Origin of the sequence: Streptomyces virginiae (assembly GCF_000720455.1) — a bacterium.
In the GTDB taxonomy this organism is placed as follows: domain Bacteria; phylum Actinomycetota; class Actinomycetes; order Streptomycetales; family Streptomycetaceae; genus Streptomyces; species Streptomyces virginiae.
In genome coordinates this window covers 111,825-127,128 of record NZ_JOAK01000012.1, presented here as the reverse complement: position 1 = coordinate 127,128, position 15,304 = coordinate 111,825, and the positions used below count along the sequence as shown (strand labels likewise).

The 15,304-nt window shown below is 73.2% G+C and carries 12 protein-coding genes; 11 read left to right on the top strand and 1 reads right to left on the bottom strand.

Going from position 1 to position 15,304, the window contains the following annotated elements; translation table 11 throughout:
• Positions 1 to 9: 9 nt before the first annotated feature.
• The 11 genes from IG86_RS0119450 (at position 10) to IG86_RS0119400 (ending at position 14,747) form a co-directional block, all read left to right on the top strand.
• Positions 10 to 891, top strand: a complete 882-nt coding sequence (locus tag IG86_RS0119450) for a TatD family hydrolase (protein WP_030827496.1) — start codon at positions 10 to 12, stop codon at positions 889 to 891.
• Positions 892 to 1,445: 554 nt separating this feature from the next.
• A complete protein-coding gene (locus tag IG86_RS0119445) occupies positions 1,446 to 2,720 on the top strand; it encodes a ubiquitin-like domain-containing protein (protein WP_078905965.1) in 1,275 nt (424 codons plus the stop codon).
• A gap of 75 nt (positions 2,721 to 2,795) precedes the next feature.
• Positions 2,796 to 3,707 (top strand): 16S rRNA (adenine(1518)-N(6)/adenine(1519)-N(6))-dimethyltransferase RsmA, encoded by a 912-nt coding sequence (gene rsmA / locus IG86_RS0119440; RefSeq protein WP_030827501.1) that lies wholly within the window; start codon positions 2,796 to 2,798, stop codon positions 3,705 to 3,707.
• Positions 3,704 to 4,615 (top strand): 4-(cytidine 5'-diphospho)-2-C-methyl-D-erythritol kinase, encoded by a 912-nt coding sequence (locus IG86_RS0119435; RefSeq protein ID WP_030898279.1) that lies wholly within the window; start codon positions 3,704 to 3,706, stop codon positions 4,613 to 4,615. The genes rsmA and IG86_RS0119435 overlap by 4 nt, the downstream gene beginning before the upstream one ends.
• 82 nt (positions 4,616 to 4,697) lie before the next feature.
• On the top strand, positions 4,698 to 6,029 hold the full coding sequence (locus IG86_RS0119430; RefSeq protein WP_030827504.1) for an acyltransferase family protein: 1,332 nt from the start codon (positions 4,698 to 4,700) through the stop codon (positions 6,027 to 6,029).
• Between the two features lie 28 nt (positions 6,030 to 6,057).
• Positions 6,058 to 7,860 carry an ABC-F family ATP-binding cassette domain-containing protein gene (locus IG86_RS0119425; protein ID WP_030827507.1) on the top strand — a complete coding sequence of 601 codons (1,803 nt, stop codon included), beginning with the start codon at positions 6,058 to 6,060 and terminating at the stop codon, positions 7,858 to 7,860.
• A 153-nt stretch (positions 7,861 to 8,013) separates the two neighbouring features.
• Complete coding sequence (locus IG86_RS0119420) at positions 8,014 to 9,645, top strand: outer membrane protein assembly factor BamB family protein (RefSeq protein ID WP_051785275.1); 1,632 nt, start codon at positions 8,014 to 8,016, stop codon at positions 9,643 to 9,645.
• 79 nt (positions 9,646 to 9,724) lie between these two features.
• Entirely contained in the window at positions 9,725 to 11,446 is a 1,722-nt protein-coding gene (locus IG86_RS0119415) for an outer membrane protein assembly factor BamB family protein (protein WP_030827514.1), read from the top strand.
• Positions 11,447 to 11,574: 128 nt separating this feature from the next.
• On the top strand, positions 11,575 to 12,267 hold the full coding sequence (locus tag IG86_RS0119410) for a response regulator transcription factor (protein WP_030827517.1): 693 nt from the start codon (positions 11,575 to 11,577) through the stop codon (positions 12,265 to 12,267).
• Positions 12,268 to 12,380: 113 nt separating this feature from the next.
• Entirely contained in the window at positions 12,381 to 13,340 is a 960-nt protein-coding gene (gene galE / locus IG86_RS0119405) for a UDP-glucose 4-epimerase GalE (protein WP_030827519.1), read from the top strand.
• 639 nt (positions 13,341 to 13,979) lie between these two features.
• Complete coding sequence (locus tag IG86_RS0119400) at positions 13,980 to 14,747, top strand: LuxR C-terminal-related transcriptional regulator (RefSeq protein ID WP_030659597.1); 768 nt, start codon at positions 13,980 to 13,982, stop codon at positions 14,745 to 14,747.
• Here the strand turns inward: IG86_RS0119400 and IG86_RS0119395 are convergent.
• The gene (locus IG86_RS0119395) at positions 14,706 to 15,203 is read right to left on the bottom strand and encodes a MarR family winged helix-turn-helix transcriptional regulator (protein ID WP_030659599.1); all 498 of its coding nucleotides are present in this window, start codon (positions 15,201 to 15,203) and stop codon (positions 14,706 to 14,708) included. The two genes, IG86_RS0119400 and IG86_RS0119395, sit on opposite strands and share 42 nt — an antisense overlap.
• Positions 15,204 to 15,304: the final 101 nt, after the last annotated feature.

Here is a 15,304-nt window from a genome sequence, read left to right as displayed (position 1 = left end):
ATCGGCCCCATGAGCCCTTCCTCCACCTCCAAGGACGCACCGCCGCCGCTGCCCGAACCCCTGCGGGTGGCGGTCGCTGACTCGCACACCCATCTGGACATGCAGTCGGGGACCGTCGAGGAGGGCCTCGCCAGGGCCGCCTCGGTCGGCGTGACCACCGTCGTCCAGGTCGGCTGCGACGTGAAGGGCTCCCGGTGGGCCGCCGAGACGGCGGCCGCGTACGACAACGTCCACGCCGCCGTCGCCCTGCACCCCAACGAAGCCCCCCGCATCGTGCACGGGGACCCCGACGGCTGGTCCCGCCAGGGCGCCCGGGCCGGCGGCGGCGAATCCGCCCTCGACGAGGCCCTCGCGGAGATCGAGGCGCTCGCCGCCCTCGGCCACGTCAAGGCGGTCGGCGAGACCGGCCTCGACCACTTCCGCACCGGGCCGGAGGGCATGGCCGCGCAGGAGCGTTCCTTCCGCGCCCACATCGAGATCGCCAAGCGGCAGGGCAAGGCCCTCGTCATCCACGACCGCGACGCCCACGCCGACGTGCTGCGCGTACTGCGCGAGGAGGGCGCCCCCGAGCGGACCGTCTTCCACTGCTACTCCGGGGACGCCGACATGGCCCGCGAGTGCGCCGCCGCCGGCTACTACATGTCCTTCGCCGGGACCGTCACCTTCAAGAACGCCGCGCCGCTGCGCGAGGCGCTGGCCGTGGCCCCGCTGGAGCTGGTCCTCGTCGAGACCGACGCGCCGTACCTGACCCCCGCGCCGTACCGCGGACGGCCCAACGCGCCGTACCTCATTCCGCTGACGGTGCGGGCGATGGCCGCGGTCCGCGGGATCGACGAGGACGCGATGGCCACCGCCCTGGCCGCCAACACCGCCCGCGCCTTCGACTACTGACCGCCTCCACCCGGTCGACACGTAGGGTAGTCGTACGACTTTGTTCCGTGACGACTCCTCCGCTAGGGTGCCGTGCCCCAACCAGCGGGTGCCGGACCACCAGTGGAGCGAGCGTCGTGAGCGATACGCAGGGCAGTCACCGCCGAGGCGCTCCCCTCCCGGAGGCGTACGGGGGTGAGACCCCGGCCTGGCCGTCCTGGCCCGCCGATCCCTGGTCCGGCGATGCCGGGGCCGCCGATCCCTGGTCCGGCGACCCCGGGGCCGGTGACCCCGCGGCCGTCGATGCCCGGCCCGGCGACCCCGGGACCGGGGATCCGGGGCCCGGGGACCTCGTGCCGGCCGATGCAGGGCCCTCCTCCTGGGACACCGAACCCGCCGTGCCCCTCCCCGCCCCGCGCGCCGAGGACCGGCGGGCCGGACGCCGCCGGCGCGCCGCCGAACCCGGTGCCCGGGCGGACGCCGACGGCGGGGACGGCGAACGGCCCGGACCGGCCCCGACCCCGGGAACCGGCCGCCGCCGCGCCCCCGTACCGACCCCGACCCCGACCCCGACCATCGCCGACGCGGCCGCCCCGGGCCGCCGGGCCCGCGGCCGGACCGCCGTCGAGGAGCCCCCGGCCGGCACCGGCCGGCGCCGCGGGCCCGCCGCCCCCGCCGCCGTGCCCGCAGGGGCGGGGCACGGCCGCCGCCGGGCCGCGGGACCGGTGCTCCTCGGCCCCGCCGCGCCCGGCACCCCCGGCGGGAACTGGCGGCGCATCGTGCCGCAGGCCCTGGTCGTCGCCTTCCTCGCCGGCGGCACGACCGCCTTCGTCGCCGCCGACAAATCGGTACGCCTCACCGTGGACGGAGTCCCCCGGGAGCTGCACACCTTCGCCGGCGACGTCGAGGAACTGCTCGCCGCGGAAGGCCTCGACGTCGGCCCCCACGACCTCGTCGCCCCCGCCCCCGGTGAACCCCTCGACGACGGCGAGGAGATCGTCGTCCGCTACGGCCGCCCCCTGAGACTCACCCTCGACGGACAGCAGCGCCAGGTGTGGACCACCGCCCGGACCGTCGACGGCGCCCTGCGCCAGTTCGGCATCCGCGCCGAGGGCGCCTACCTCTCCGCGCCGCGCACCGCCCCCGTACCGCGCGCCGGCCTGACCCTCAGCGTCCGCACCGAGCGCAGCGTCACCTTCATGGCCGACGGCCGCGAACGCACCATCCGCACCAACGCGGCCACCGTCCAGGAAGCCCTCGACCAGGCCGGCATCACCCTCCAGGGGCAGGACACCACCTCCGTGCCGCCCACCGCCTTCCCGCGCGACGGCCAGACCGTCACCGTGCTCCGGATCACCGGCACCCGCGAGGTCCGCGAGGAGCGCATCCCCTTCGAGACCGAGAAGGTCAAAGACGGCGACCTGTTCGCCGGGACCGAGGTCGTCGAGCGCGCCGGCCGGCCCGGTGCGCGCAGGGTCACCTACAGCCTGCGCACCGTCAACGGGGTCCGGCAGAGGCCCCGCGCCATCGCCGACGAGGTGGTGCGCGAGCCCGTCACCCAGCTCGTCCGGGTCGGCACCAGGTCGCTGCCGAGCAGCGTCTCCGGCGCCGACGGCCTCAACTGGGGGGCCCTCGCCCAGTGCGAGTCCGGCGGCCGGGCCTCCGCCACCGACGCGTCGGGGACGTACGGCGGCCTGTACCAGTTCGACGTCCGCACCTGGCAGGGCCTCGGCGGAAGCGGCCGCCCCCAGGACGCCCCGGCCGCGGAACAGACCTACCGGGCGAAGAAGCTCTACGTGCAGCGGGGCGCGAGCCCGTGGCCCCACTGCGGACGCAGGCTCACCTCGTAGGCCGCCGCCCCACGTCTTCCACCGCGGGCTCACGTCGTCGTCAGGACCACTCGGCCGATCTGAGACGCTTTACCGGTGAGCACCGCAGAGCAGCAGCCCGATAACCCCGCCCCCAGCACCCCCGACGCCCTCCTCGGCCCCGCCGACGTCCGGGAGCTGGCCGCCGCCCTCGGCGTACGCCCGACGAAGCAGAAGGGGCAGAACTTCGTCATCGACGCCAACACGGTGCGCCGGATCGTGCGCACCGCAGAGGTCCGCCCGGACGACGTGGTCGTCGAGGTCGGCCCCGGCCTCGGCTCGCTGACGCTCGCGCTGCTGGAGGCCGCGGACCGGGTCGTCGCCGTCGAGATCGACGACATCCTCGCGGCCGCCCTGCCCGCCACCATCGAGGCCCGCATGCCGGCGAAGAAGGACCGCTTCGCGCTGGTCCACTCCGACGCGATGCTGGTCACCGAGCTGCCCGGCCCGCCGCCGACCGCGCTGGTCGCGAACCTGCCGTACAACGTGGCCGTGCCCGTCCTGCTGACCATGCTCGACCGCTTCCCGAGCATCGAGCGGACCCTCGTCATGGTCCAGGCGGAGGTCGCCGACCGGCTGGCCGCCGAGCCCGGCAACAAGGTCTACGGGGTGCCCTCCGTCAAGGCCAACTGGTACGCGCACGTCAAGCGCGCCGGAGCCATCGGCCGCAAGGTCTTCTGGCCCGCCCCGAACGTCGACTCCGGGCTCGTCTCCCTCGTGCGCCGCACCGAGCCGATCAGGACCAGCGCCTCGAAGGAAGAAGTGTTCGCGGTCGTCGACGCGGCGTTCGCGCAGCGCCGCAAGACCCTGCGCGCCGCGCTGGCCGGCTGGGCCGGCTCCGCGGCCGGCGCGGAGGCCGCGCTGGTCGCCGCGGGCGTCTCCCCGCAGGCCCGCGGGGAGTCCCTGACGGTGGAGCAGTTCGCCGCGATCGCCGAGCACAAGCCCGCCCCGGAGAGGCCCGCCCTGTGAGCCCGCGCACGACGCCCGTCACCGTACGGGTCCCCGCGAAGGTCAACGTCCGGCTGGCGGTGGGCGCGGCCCGCCCCGACGGCTTCCACGACCTGGCCAACGTCTTCCTCGCCGTCTCCCTGTTCGACGAGGTGACGGCGACCGCGGCCGACGCGCTGACGGTGACGTGCGAGGGCCCGGACGCCGACAAGGTCCCGCTGGACCGCACCAACCTGGCGGCGCGGGCCGCCGAGATCCTCGCGGCCCGCAACGGCCTGTCCCCGCTGGTGCACCTGCACATCGCCAAGAACATCCCGGTCGCGGGCGGCATGGCGGGCGGCAGCGCCGACGGCGCGGCGGCCCTCCTGGCCTGCGACACCCTGTGGGGCCTGAACACCCCGCGCGAGGAACTCCTCGACATCTGCGCCGAACTGGGCAGCGACGTCCCCTTCAGCCTCGTCGGCGGCGCCGCGCTCGGCACCGGCCGCGGCGAGGTCCTCACCCCGGTTCCCGCCGGCTCCTTCCACTGGGTGTTCGCGGTGGCCGACGGCGGCCTGTCCACGCCGGCGGTGTTCCGCGAGTTCGACCGCCTCGCCGAGGGCGCGCAGATCCCCGAGCCCACGGCCTCCCCGGCCCTCCTCGCCGCCCTCGCCTCCGGCGACCCGGGCGCGCTGGCCGTCACCCTGGCCAACGACCTCCAGCCGGCCGCCCTCTCCCTGCGGCCCGCGCTGCGGGCGACCCTGGACGCGGGGCTCGGAGCCGGCGCCCTGGCCGCGCTGGTCTCCGGCTCGGGCCCGACGACGGCCTTCCTGGTCGCCGACGAGGAGGCCGCGGCCAAGGTCGCGTCCGTCCTCGACGCCTCCGGCACCTGCCGCGCCACCCACACGGCCTCGTCCCCCGCCCCGGGAGCCACGGTCCTGCCGCTCTGACCCTGCGGCTCGCCCGTACTCAGACCGGAGTTGAGTACCCGCACCCTGTCGGCGGGGGCGGGGCGGCGGACATCGTGGGGCCATGACAGCCAGCGCACGCGACATCGCCGCCGCCACCCCCGCCGACCGCGACCGGTACGTCGACCTGTTGCGCGTCGCCTCGCTCGGCACCGTCATCGCCGGGCACTGGCTGATGGCCGCGGTCAGCGGGGACGGCATAGGGAACCTGCTCGCCCTCGTGCCCGCCCTGCAGGTGCTCACCTGGGCGCTGCAGATCATGCCCGTCTTCTTCTTCGTCGGCGGCTTCTCGCACGCCCTCTCCTACCGTTCCCTGGCCCGCCGCGGCGAAGGCTCCGTCTACGCCGCCTTCCTGCGGGCCCGGTTGCGCCGGCTGCTGCGGCCCACCCTCGCCTTCGTCCTGGTGTGGGCCGCGGTCGCGCTCGCCGTGCAGCTCGCCGGCCACGGCGGTGGAACGCTGACCGGCGCCGCCCTGCGGCTGGTCACCCAGCCGCTGTGGTTCATCGGGATCTACCTGGCCATGGTCGCCTTCACTCCGCCGCTGCTGAAGCTGCACGAACGCCACGGCTGGGCGGCCTTCGCCGCGCTGGCCGGCGCCGCCGCGCTGGTCGACGTACTGCGCTTCGCGTTCGGCGTGCCGTACGTGGAGTTCCTGAACTTCGCCCTCGTCTGGCTCGCCGTCCACCAGCTCGGCTTCCTGCGCGCCGACGGCCGGATCCGCCGGCCCGCCGTCCTCGCCGCCGCCGGCCTCGCCGGGGCCGCGCTGCTGGTCGCCTGCGGCCCGTACCCGCTGTCCATGGTCGGGATGCCCGGCGAGAAGGTCTCCAACATGGCCCCGCCCACCCTGGCCCTGCTCTGCCACGGCCTGTGGCTCGTCGGCGCCGTACAGCTCGCCGCCCGGCCCGCCGGCGCCTGGCTGGAGCGCCCGCGCGTGTGGCGTACGGTCGTCGCCGCCAACGGGGTCGCCATGACCGCCTTCCTCTGGCACCTCACCGCGATGCTCGCCGTGTACGGGGCCCAGCTCGCCCTCGGCATGGACCTCCCCGCTCCCGCCACCGCCGCCTGGTGGGCGCAGGTCCCCGTACGGATCCTGGCCGCGGCCGCGCTGACCGGCGTGTTCGTCGTCCTCCTGCGCCGCTTCGAGGCGCCCGCTCCCGCCCGCCCGGCCGAACCGGCGGGAGCCGCCGCCGGACCTGTCGCCGCCCTCGGGATCACCCTGTGCCTGCTCGGCGTCCTGGGCCTGTCCATGACCGGCCTCGGCGGCCTCCTCGACGGCCACAGCGCCACCCTCATCGCCTTCCCGGTCACCGCACCCGCCGCGATCGCCATGGCGTTGGGAGGCGCCTTGCTGGTGGAACGGTCAGCCCCGGCCCGGAGGGTTAGGCTGAGGGGCTGATCCACACCCTTTCCCTGGAGCGCGTCTGATGGCCGTCAATCTGGTCAATGTCGAGGCAGTCAGCAAGGTGTACGGCACACGTACCCTGCTGGACGGTATCTCCCTCGGCGTGTCCGAGGGAGACCGGATCGGCGTCGTCGGCCGCAACGGCGACGGCAAGACCACCCTCATCCGCATGCTCGCCAAGCTGGAGGAGCCCGACAGCGGCCGGGTCACCCAGTCCGGCGGCCTGCGCATGGGCGTCCTCACCCAGCACGACTCCCTCGACCCCGCCGCGACCATCCGCCACGAGATCATCGGCGACATGGCCGACCACGAGTGGGCCGGCAACTCCAAGATCCGCGACGTCCTCACCGGACTCTTCGGCGGCCTCGACCTGCCCGGCTTCAACCAGGGCCTCGACACCGTCATCGGCCCGCTCTCCGGCGGCGAGCGCCGGCGCATCGCCCTCGCCAAGCTGCTCATCGCCGACCAGGACCTCCTGATCCTCGACGAGCCCACCAACCACCTCGACGTCGAGGGCATCTCCTGGCTCGCCGGCCACCTCCAGACGCGCCGCTCCGCCCTCGTCTGCGTCACCCACGACCGCTGGTTCCTCGACCAGGTCTGCACCCGCATGTGGGACGTCCAGCGCGGCGAGGTCTTCGAGTACGAGGGCGGCTACAGCGACTACGTCTTCGCCCGCGCCGAACGCGAACGCATCGCCGCCACCGAAGAGGTCAAGCGGCAGAACCTGATGCGCAAGGAGCTCGCCTGGCTGCGCCGCGGCGCCCCCGCCCGCACCTCCAAGCCGCGCTACCGCATCGAGGCCGCCAACGAACTCATCGCCGACGTCCCGCCGCCGCGCGACAAGTCGGAGCTGATGCGCTTCGCCAACGCCCGCCTCGGCAAGACCGTCTTCGACCTGGAAGACGTCACCGTCCAGGCCGGCCCCAAGACCCTCCTCAAGCACCTCACCTGGCACCTGGGCCCCGGCGACCGCGTCGGCCTCGTCGGCGTCAACGGCGCCGGCAAGACCTCCCTGCTGCGCGCCCTCGCCGAGGCCGCCCGCACCCAGGGCGAGGCCCAGCCCGCCGCGGGCAAGGTCATCGTCGGCAAGACCGTCAAGCTGGCCTACCTCTCCCAGGAGGTCGGCGAACTCGACCCGTCCCTGCGGGTCCTGGAGGCCGTCCAGCGCGTCCGCGACCGCGTCGACCTCGGCAAGGGCCGTGAGATGACGGCGGGCCAGCTGTGCGAGCAGTTCGGCTTCACCAAGGAGAAGCAGTGGACGCCGGTCGGCGACCTCTCCGGCGGCGAGCGCCGCCGGCTGCAGATCCTGCGCCTGCTGATGGACGAGCCCAACGTCCTCTTCCTCGACGAGCCCACCAACGACCTCGACATCGAGACCCTGACCCAGCTGGAGGACCTCCTCGACGGCTGGCCCGGCTCGATGATCGTGATCTCCCACGACCGGTTCTTCATCGAGCGCACCACCGACACCGTGATGGCGCTGCTCGGCGACGCGAGCCTGCGGATGCTGCCGCGCGGCCTGGACGAGTACCTGGAGCGCCGGCAGCGGATGATCGAGGCGGCCGCCCCGGCACCCGCCCCGGCCTCCGCCGCGGCGAAGTCCAGCTCCTCGGGGGACTCGCGCGCCGCGAAGAAGGAGCTCCAGAAGATCGAGCGGCAGCTGAACAAGCTCGCCGACCGCGAGGGGAACCTGCACGCCCAGATCGCCGAGCACTCCACCGACTACGACAAGGTCGCCAAGCTCGACGCGGAGCTGCGCGAACTGCTCTCCGACCGTGACGACTTGGAGATGCGCTGGCTGGAGCTGGCCGAAGAGTCCTAGATTCCGCGGGTCCCCGGGGTCAACTGACCGGATAACGAGGGCGTCACGGGCCGGTCCTCCCTTGGGAACAGGGGGCGGACCGGTCCGTTGTATGAACAGCGTCAGTGATAGAAAGGTCATTCTCCCCGACCCCCCGAAGCCGAAAGTGCGCTGATGACCGAGCCGCCCCAGCCGCCGAACCAGCCGCCGACACCTTCCGGTTACGGACACCTGCCGGGCCCGCCGCAGCAGGGCTACGGATACCCGCAGCACGGCGAGAACCCCTACGCGCAGCAGCCCGCGTACGGGCAGCAGCCGCCGTACCCGCAGCAGCCGCCCACCGTCCCGGCGTACCCGGCCCACGGCCTGCAGCCGCCCGCGCCCGGCGCGTCCGGCATGCCGCCGAAGAAGAAGCTGACGCTGCTCGTCGCCGCCTCGGTCGCCGCCCTCCTCGTCCTCGGGGGCGTCGGATACGTCGCCTTGGGCGGGGACGACGGGGACCCCAAGGAGCCCGTGGCCCAGGAGTCCGGCGACGCCAAGCCCTCCGCCTCGCCGTCCGTGGACGTCGGCGACGGCAGCGGCCCCGGCGGCAACCAGCAGATCGACCTCAACGCCGGCCGCAAGCAGGGCGAGGACAAGGTCCTCTGGCTCAAGACCACCAAGATCGACGGCCCCGGCTCAGGGGTGCCCGCCAAGGGGCAGTGGGTCTTCGGCGACACCGTGGCCAAGACCGTCGGCAAGACGATCAAGGGCTACGCCGTCACCGACGGCAAGGACAAGTGGACGATCACCCTCCCCGCGGAGGTCTGCGGCTTCACCGACCGGACCACAGACGACGGCAAGACCATCGTCATGTTCCGCGACGGCACGTCGGAATCCGCCACCTGCAACCAGATCAAGATGATCGACCTCAAGGCGGGCAAGGAGGGCTGGACGAAGGAGGTCACCAAGGAGAGCGACTTCGACCTCTTCGTCGACCCCAGCCTGGCCATGACCGGGGACGTCGTCACCGTCAACCGGCTCACCCGCGCCACCGTCTTCCGGATCAGCACCGGTGACAAGCTCTTCGCCACCCCCAACGAGGGCTGCAAGCCCGGCGCCTACGCCGCCGGCAGCGGCAAGATGATCGGCGTCGCCAGCTGCAACGACGCCGACAGGACCGTCGAGGTCCAGGACGCCGACCCGGTCACCGGCAAGAGGACCTGGGCCTACCGGCTCCCCAAGGACTGGAAGGTCGCCCGCGTCTACTCGCTCGACCCGATCGTCCTCCACCTCAAGAACGCCACCACCAAGGAGAGCTCCATCGTGGTCCTCGGACCCGACGGCAAGCAGCGCACCACGCTCTCCGGCGAGGGCAACTTCTCCGTCGACTGCAGCATGAGCCACGACGACAGCCTGCAGGGCTGCGCCACCGCCGTCGTCGACGCGGGCACCCTCTACCTGCCCACGACGGTGGACATCGGCAAGGCCAACGAGATCGTCGCCTTCGACCTCGCCACCGGCAAGGCCAAGTGGCGCGTCCCGGCGGGCGAGGGCCGCACCGTCATTCCGGTCAAGGCCGCGAACGGCCAGCTGATCGCCTACCGCCAGGCCGAGCCCGCCATGGGCGGCGAGGTCCTCTCGATCCCGGCCGACGGCAGCACCCCCACCGCACTCCTGCGCCACCCGTCGGGCCTCTCCCCACGGATCGAGAGCTCCTTCTTCTCCCCGAAGGTCGACTACGTGGACGGGCGCTTCTTCATCTCCACGTCCCGCCTGCTCGCCCAGGAGAACGACGAGAAGCTCCTGATGGTCTTCGGCAAGTGACACCCCGTCCGACGCCCCGTCCAACGACCCGCCCGACGAGCCGCCCAACGAGCCGCCCAGCGAGAGGCAACAGCAACCGATGAGTACCCCGCCGCCCCCCAGCCAGCCGCCGTCCGGCGGCTTCGGAGCGCCGCAGGATCCCCCGCCGGGCGGGTTCGGAGCGCCCAAGCCCCCCGCCGGGCCGCCCTCGCCGCCGCCCGGACCGCCCGCGGCCGCCCCGCAGCCGCCGGCCGCCCAGCCCGCGTACGGCTACCCGCAGGCCGACCCCGGCTACGGCTACCCGCAGCAGCCCCCGGCGCCCTCTCCGTACGGCGCGCCCGCGCCCCCTGCCCAGCCCCCGGCAGCCACCGGCGGTGGCGGCGGCGGTGACAAGCGCACCCAGCTGACGATCGTCGGCGCGGCCCTCCTGGCCATCGTCCTGATCGTCGGCGGCGGCCTCTGGTACGCCTCCGGCGACGGCGGTGGCGGCGGGACCACCGCGCAGAGCGACCCCAGCGCCTCCCCGGGCGGCGACAAGAACCAGGCCTCCACGCCCGGCACCGAGAAGGTCCCCGGCAACCCCAAGTCGAAGACGCTCTACAACCAGCCGGCCCCCACGGTCACCGACCTGGTCTCCGTCAACGGCTCCTGGCTGACCGACACCACCTACGTCAAGTCCGACGTGTCCAAGGTCGTCGGCTACAACCTCGTCGACGGCGCCAAGAAGTGGGAGGTCCCCCTCACGGGCGAGATCTGCGGCGCCACCCACCACGTCAGCGAGAACAAGACCGCCGTCATCTTCAGGCCCGCCCAGCCGTCGGCCGAGAACAAGTACCCGCCGTGCACCGAGGTCGGCGTCATCGACCTGGAGGCCGGCAAGCTCGCCTGGTCCGGCAACGTCAAGAGCGCCAACGGCGGCGACAAGCCCGTCCAGTTCTCCGAGATCACCATCAGCGGCAAGACCGTCGCCGCGGGCGGCGTCTCCAGCGGCGGCGCCGCCTGGAACCTCGCCGACGGCAAGAACCTGTGGCAGCCCAAGGTCGACGGCGAAAGCTGCCGCGACACCGGCTACGCGGGCGGCGAGGCCCTCGGCGTCATCCGCAAGTGCGGCCAGCACCCCAACTACACCCTGAACGCGCAGATCCTCGACCCGGCCACCGGCGCGCCCACGGCCTCCTACAAGCTCTCCCAGGGCATCGAGTACGCGCACATCGTCTCCACCAAGCCGTTCGTCGTCGCGGCCGACGTCGGCGACAACGCCAAGGGCGGCAAGGGCGTCAGCGACCTCTTCGTCGTCGACCCCAAGGGCGAACTGAAGGCCCGCATCGCGCTCGCCGCGGGCAACTTCGCCGCCAAGTGCGCCTCGACCGACGTCGAGAAGTGCTCGCACATGGTCGTCGGCAACGGCAAGATCTACGTGCCCTCCGCGGAACACCAGGGCCAGTCCGCCACCGGCCGCACCAACGAGCTGCTCTCCTTCGACCTGGAGACCGGCAAGCAGACCACCGACCGCGCCGACGCGGGCGAGCGGTACACCATGTACCCGCTGCGCATGGACGGGTCGAACATCATCGCCTACAAGATCCCCCCGTACGACAAGGGCGGCCAGGTCGTCAGCATCGACGGCAAGACGATGAAGGAGACCCTCCTCATGGAGAACCCGGCCGACAAGGACGTCCGGCGCGCCGAGACCTCCTTCTCGCCCGAGTTCTCCTCCGAGCTGCGCTATCACAACGGCAAGCTCTTCATGTCCAAGCAGAACGTCAGCAAGCCGTACTCGACCGACCCGGAGTACCTGTTCGTCTCGTTCACCGCGAGCTGATTCGCACAGCACCACCCGGAGCCCCCGAACGGTCCGTACCGATCGGGGGCTTCTGCGCGGTATCCCCCTCGCGCCGTCGAACAAGCGTGTAGCTTGCCGGGGCAGAAGGGTGGGGGGTGGGTTCCTCAATGGGCGTACGCGTCGTGGTGGTCGACGACCACCGGCTGCTGGCCGAGGCGCTGGCCTCTGCCCTGAAACTGCGCGGCCACCGGGTCCTGGCGGCCGCGGCCCCGGCGGCCGGCGCCGCCGAGCTGGTCATCAGCCGCGCCCCGGAGGTCTGCCTCCTCGGCACCGCCAACCCCGCCGAACCCGGCGCCTTCGACCCCGTCGTCCGCATCAAGCGCGAGCGCCCGCAGATCGCCGTGGTCGTCCTCGGCCCGGTGCCCAGCCCGCGCGGGATCGCCGCCGCCTTCGCCGCCGGCGCCTGCGGATACGTGCGCCAGGACGAGCGCATCGAGGGCGTCGAGCGGGCGCTGGCCAAAGCGAGGTCGGGAGAGGCGGCGATCGCCCCGCAACTGCTCCAGGGCGCCTTCGCGGAACTCCTGAACCCCGCCGTCCAGCCCGACGACGAGGGCAGCCGGCTGCTGCGGCTGCTGACCCCGCGCGAGGTCGAGGTGCTGGTGCGGGTCGCCGAGGGCGAGGACACCCGGCTGATCGCCGCAGGCATGTCGATCGCGCCGAGCACCGCCCGTACGCACGTACAGCGGGTCCTGATGAAGCTCGGCGTCGGATCGCGGCTGGAGGCGGCCGCGCTGGCCGCCCGTACCGGCCTGCTGGACCGGGCCCTGCCCGGGCCGTCGCCCACCCCCGCGCAGGGCTGACCGGGCGGCCGCCGACGGCCGCCGATTTCCCCCACGGGTGCCGCATCGGGTAAGCCAGTGCCCAAGCACGCGCACGCACACGCGCGTGGTCCCCCGCGAGAGGCAGTAGGCGAGTGAGCAAGTACCTGGTAACCGGTGGCGCCGGATACGTCGGCAGCGTGGTCGCGGCCCACCTCCTGGAGGCCGGCCACGAGGTCACCGTCCTCGACGACCTCAGCACCGGCTTCCGCGTCGGGGTCCCGGCGGGCGCGACCTTCGTCGAGGGCCGCATCCAGGACGCCGCGCGGTACCTGGACCCCTCCTTCGACGCGGTGCTGCACTTCGCCGCCTCCTCCCAGGTCGGCGAGTCCGTGGTGAACCCGGGCAAGTACTGGGAGAACAACGTCGGCGGCACCCTCGCCCTGCTCGCCGCCATGCGCGAGGCGGGTGTGCGCAGGCTCGTCTTCTCCTCCACCGCCGCCACCTACGGCGAGCCGACCGAGGGCCTGCTCACCGAAACCTCCGTGACCGCGCCGACCAACCCGTACGGCGCCTCGAAGCTCGCCGTCGACCACATGATCGCGGGCGAGTGCGTGGCGCACGGCCTGGCCGCCGTGTCCCTGCGCTACTTCAACGTGGCCGGCGCCTACGGCGAGTTCGGCGAGCGCCACAGCCCCGAGACGCACCTGATCCCCCTGGTCCTCCAGGTCGCGCTCGGCGAGCGGGAGTCGATCTCGGTGTTCGGCGAGGACTACCCGACCCCGGACGGCACCTGCGTGCGCGACTACATCCACGTGGCCGACCTGGCGGAAGCCCACCTGGCCGCACTGCGGTCCGCCACCGCCGGGGAGCACCTCATCTGCAACCTGGGCAACGGCAGCGGATTCTCGGTGCGCGAGGTCATCGAAACCGTCCGCAAGGTCACCGGGCGGGAGATCCCCGAAGTCGTCGCCCCGCGACGGGCCGGCGACCCGGCGATGCTGGTCGCCTCCGCGCGCGCGGCCCACGAGCGCCTCGGCTGGACCCCCAACCGCTCGGACCTCACCGGCATCATCCAGGACGCCTGGAACTTCGCCCGCACCCACACTGCCTGATTGGGGCTCCTCCGCCTCCGGGGCGCCGGTAGCCGGCTCGTGAGGGCGTACGTGCTCGCAACGGTCGTACCTCGCGTTGCTCCGTGCGTACGCCCTCACTCCCCGGCGCGCCCCTTCGGCTCACTCGCCCGTACAGCGGTTTCCGTCGGGCCTCGGGGCCTCGGGTATCGGGCCGGTGCGGTCCGTCGGGGCTCGGGGCGCCGGGCGGGGGCGTGCGCCCGGCGGGGGCGTGTGTGTCGGGACCATGCGCCGCGGCCGGGCGCCGCGCGCGGGCGCCCGGCGTGCACACGCCGGGTGAAATGCCCCCCGTGCAACTGCCCATGGCACACGCACGCGCGTAAGTCGCCCCACAGCCCGACGATTCAGGCGATTTCCAGCCACGGCCGAGCCCGTTCGGAACGCGCACTCCTGAAAACCGCGGGGAAAACTTCTGCTATTCGGCCAACCACGAGCCGCCCCCGGCCCTACGCTGATGCGTGACACCGGTGGGGGCCGGTGTTGATTCAGGGGTCGAGACAAGTCGGGTACGGCGTCCGGTCCGGGGTAGTGCAGATATGTCTCGGCGGCGGCCGGGCCTGCGGATCACCCGGTCCTGGCGCCGTACCCGCCGTCGTCCGTTCCCCTACCCTTGGGGGTTTTGTGGTTCGTATCCGGGTTCTCGTCGTCGACGATCACCGCATCTTCGCCGAATCGCTCGCAGCCGCGCTCGCGGCCGAGCCGGACGTGGACGTGTCCGCGGCCGGCAGCGGCCCCGCCGCGCTGCGCTGCCTCGAACGCGCGGTGGCCGAGGGCCGCCGCTTCGACGTCCTGCTGGTCGACGCCGATCTCGGCGCCGCCCCCGGGGCGGTGCCGGCCCAGCGGGAGCCGGGGGCCGGGCCCCCGCCACCCGCCTCGGACGGGATCGCGCTCGTGGCCGGAGTGCGGGTGGCCCACCCAGGGGTCCGCACGGTCGTCCTCGCCGAGCGCGACGACCCGCGCCGGGCCGCCCTCGCACTGCAGGCGGGCGCCTCGGGCTGGGTGGCGAAGGACTGCTCGCTCTCGCGCCTGCTGGCCGTCATCCGCGGGGTCCTGCGGGAGGAGACCCACCTTCCGCCCGCACTGCTCACCGGAGTGCTCCGCGAACTGACCGCGGCGCGCAAGCACCGTACGGACAGCGAACGGCTCGTTGAGTCCCTCACCCCGCGCGAACACGAGGTGCTGCGCTGCATGGTGGCGGGGCTGGGCCGCAAGGACGTGGCGGCCCGGCTGTTCCTGTCCCCGCACACGGTCCGCACGCACATGCAGAACGTGCTGGGCAAGCTCGGCGTGCACTCCACCCTGGCCGCGGTGGCGCTGGCCCGGCGGGCCGGCGTACGACCCGCCGACCTAGCCGGGGATGTTGTCGAACGGAGCGGTCAACTGGCGTAGCAGCCCGGCGAGATCACCGCGCTGACTCTGCGAGAGCTGGGCCAGGATCGCCCGTTCCTGGGCCAGCAGCCCGGCGAGGGCCTGGTCGGCGCGGTCCCGGCCCTCGGGGGTGAGCCGCACCAGGACCCCGCGGCGGTCGCTGGGGTCCGGGAGCCGCTCGACGAGGCCCTTCTTGGCGAGCCGGTCGATGCGGTTGGTCATGGTGCCGGAGGTGACCAGGGTCTGGGTCAACAGCTGGCCGGGGGAGAGCTGGTAGGGGGCGCCGGCGCGGCGCAGCGACGTCAGGACGTCGAACTCCCAGGGCTCCAGGCCGTGCTCGGAGAAAGCCAGCCTGCGGGCGCGGTCGAGATGGCGCGCGAGCCTGCTGACGCGGCTCAGGACCTCGAGCGGTTCCACGTCGAGGTCAGGGCGCTCCCGCCGCCATGCCGCCACCAGTCGGTCGACCTCGTCCTCCATGCCGATCAGTGTAAGGGGTCTGTCGATGTGAAGTCTCTTCATCCCGAGTATCTTGACCACGAGTATCTTGACATCGAGATATAAATGAAGCGAGCATGGGG

Coding starts and splice junctions, on each gene's coding strand:
- IG86_RS0119450 (WP_030827496.1), top strand. CDS start 10: ATGAGCCCTTCCTCCACCTCCAAGGACGCACCGCCGCCGCTGCCCGAA.
- IG86_RS0119430 (WP_030827504.1), top strand. CDS start 4,698: ATGACAGCCAGCGCACGCGACATCGCCGCCGCCACCCCCGCCGACCGC.
- IG86_RS0119425 (WP_030827507.1), top strand. CDS start 6,058: ATGGCCGTCAATCTGGTCAATGTCGAGGCAGTCAGCAAGGTGTACGGC.
- IG86_RS0119420 (WP_051785275.1), top strand. CDS start 8,014: ATGACCGAGCCGCCCCAGCCGCCGAACCAGCCGCCGACACCTTCCGGT.
- IG86_RS0119415 (WP_030827514.1), top strand. CDS start 9,725: ATGAGTACCCCGCCGCCCCCCAGCCAGCCGCCGTCCGGCGGCTTCGGA.
- IG86_RS0119410 (WP_030827517.1), top strand. CDS start 11,575: ATGGGCGTACGCGTCGTGGTGGTCGACGACCACCGGCTGCTGGCCGAG.
- IG86_RS0119395 (WP_030659599.1), bottom strand. CDS start 15,203: ATGGAGGACGAGGTCGACCGACTGGTGGCGGCATGGCGGCGGGAGCGC.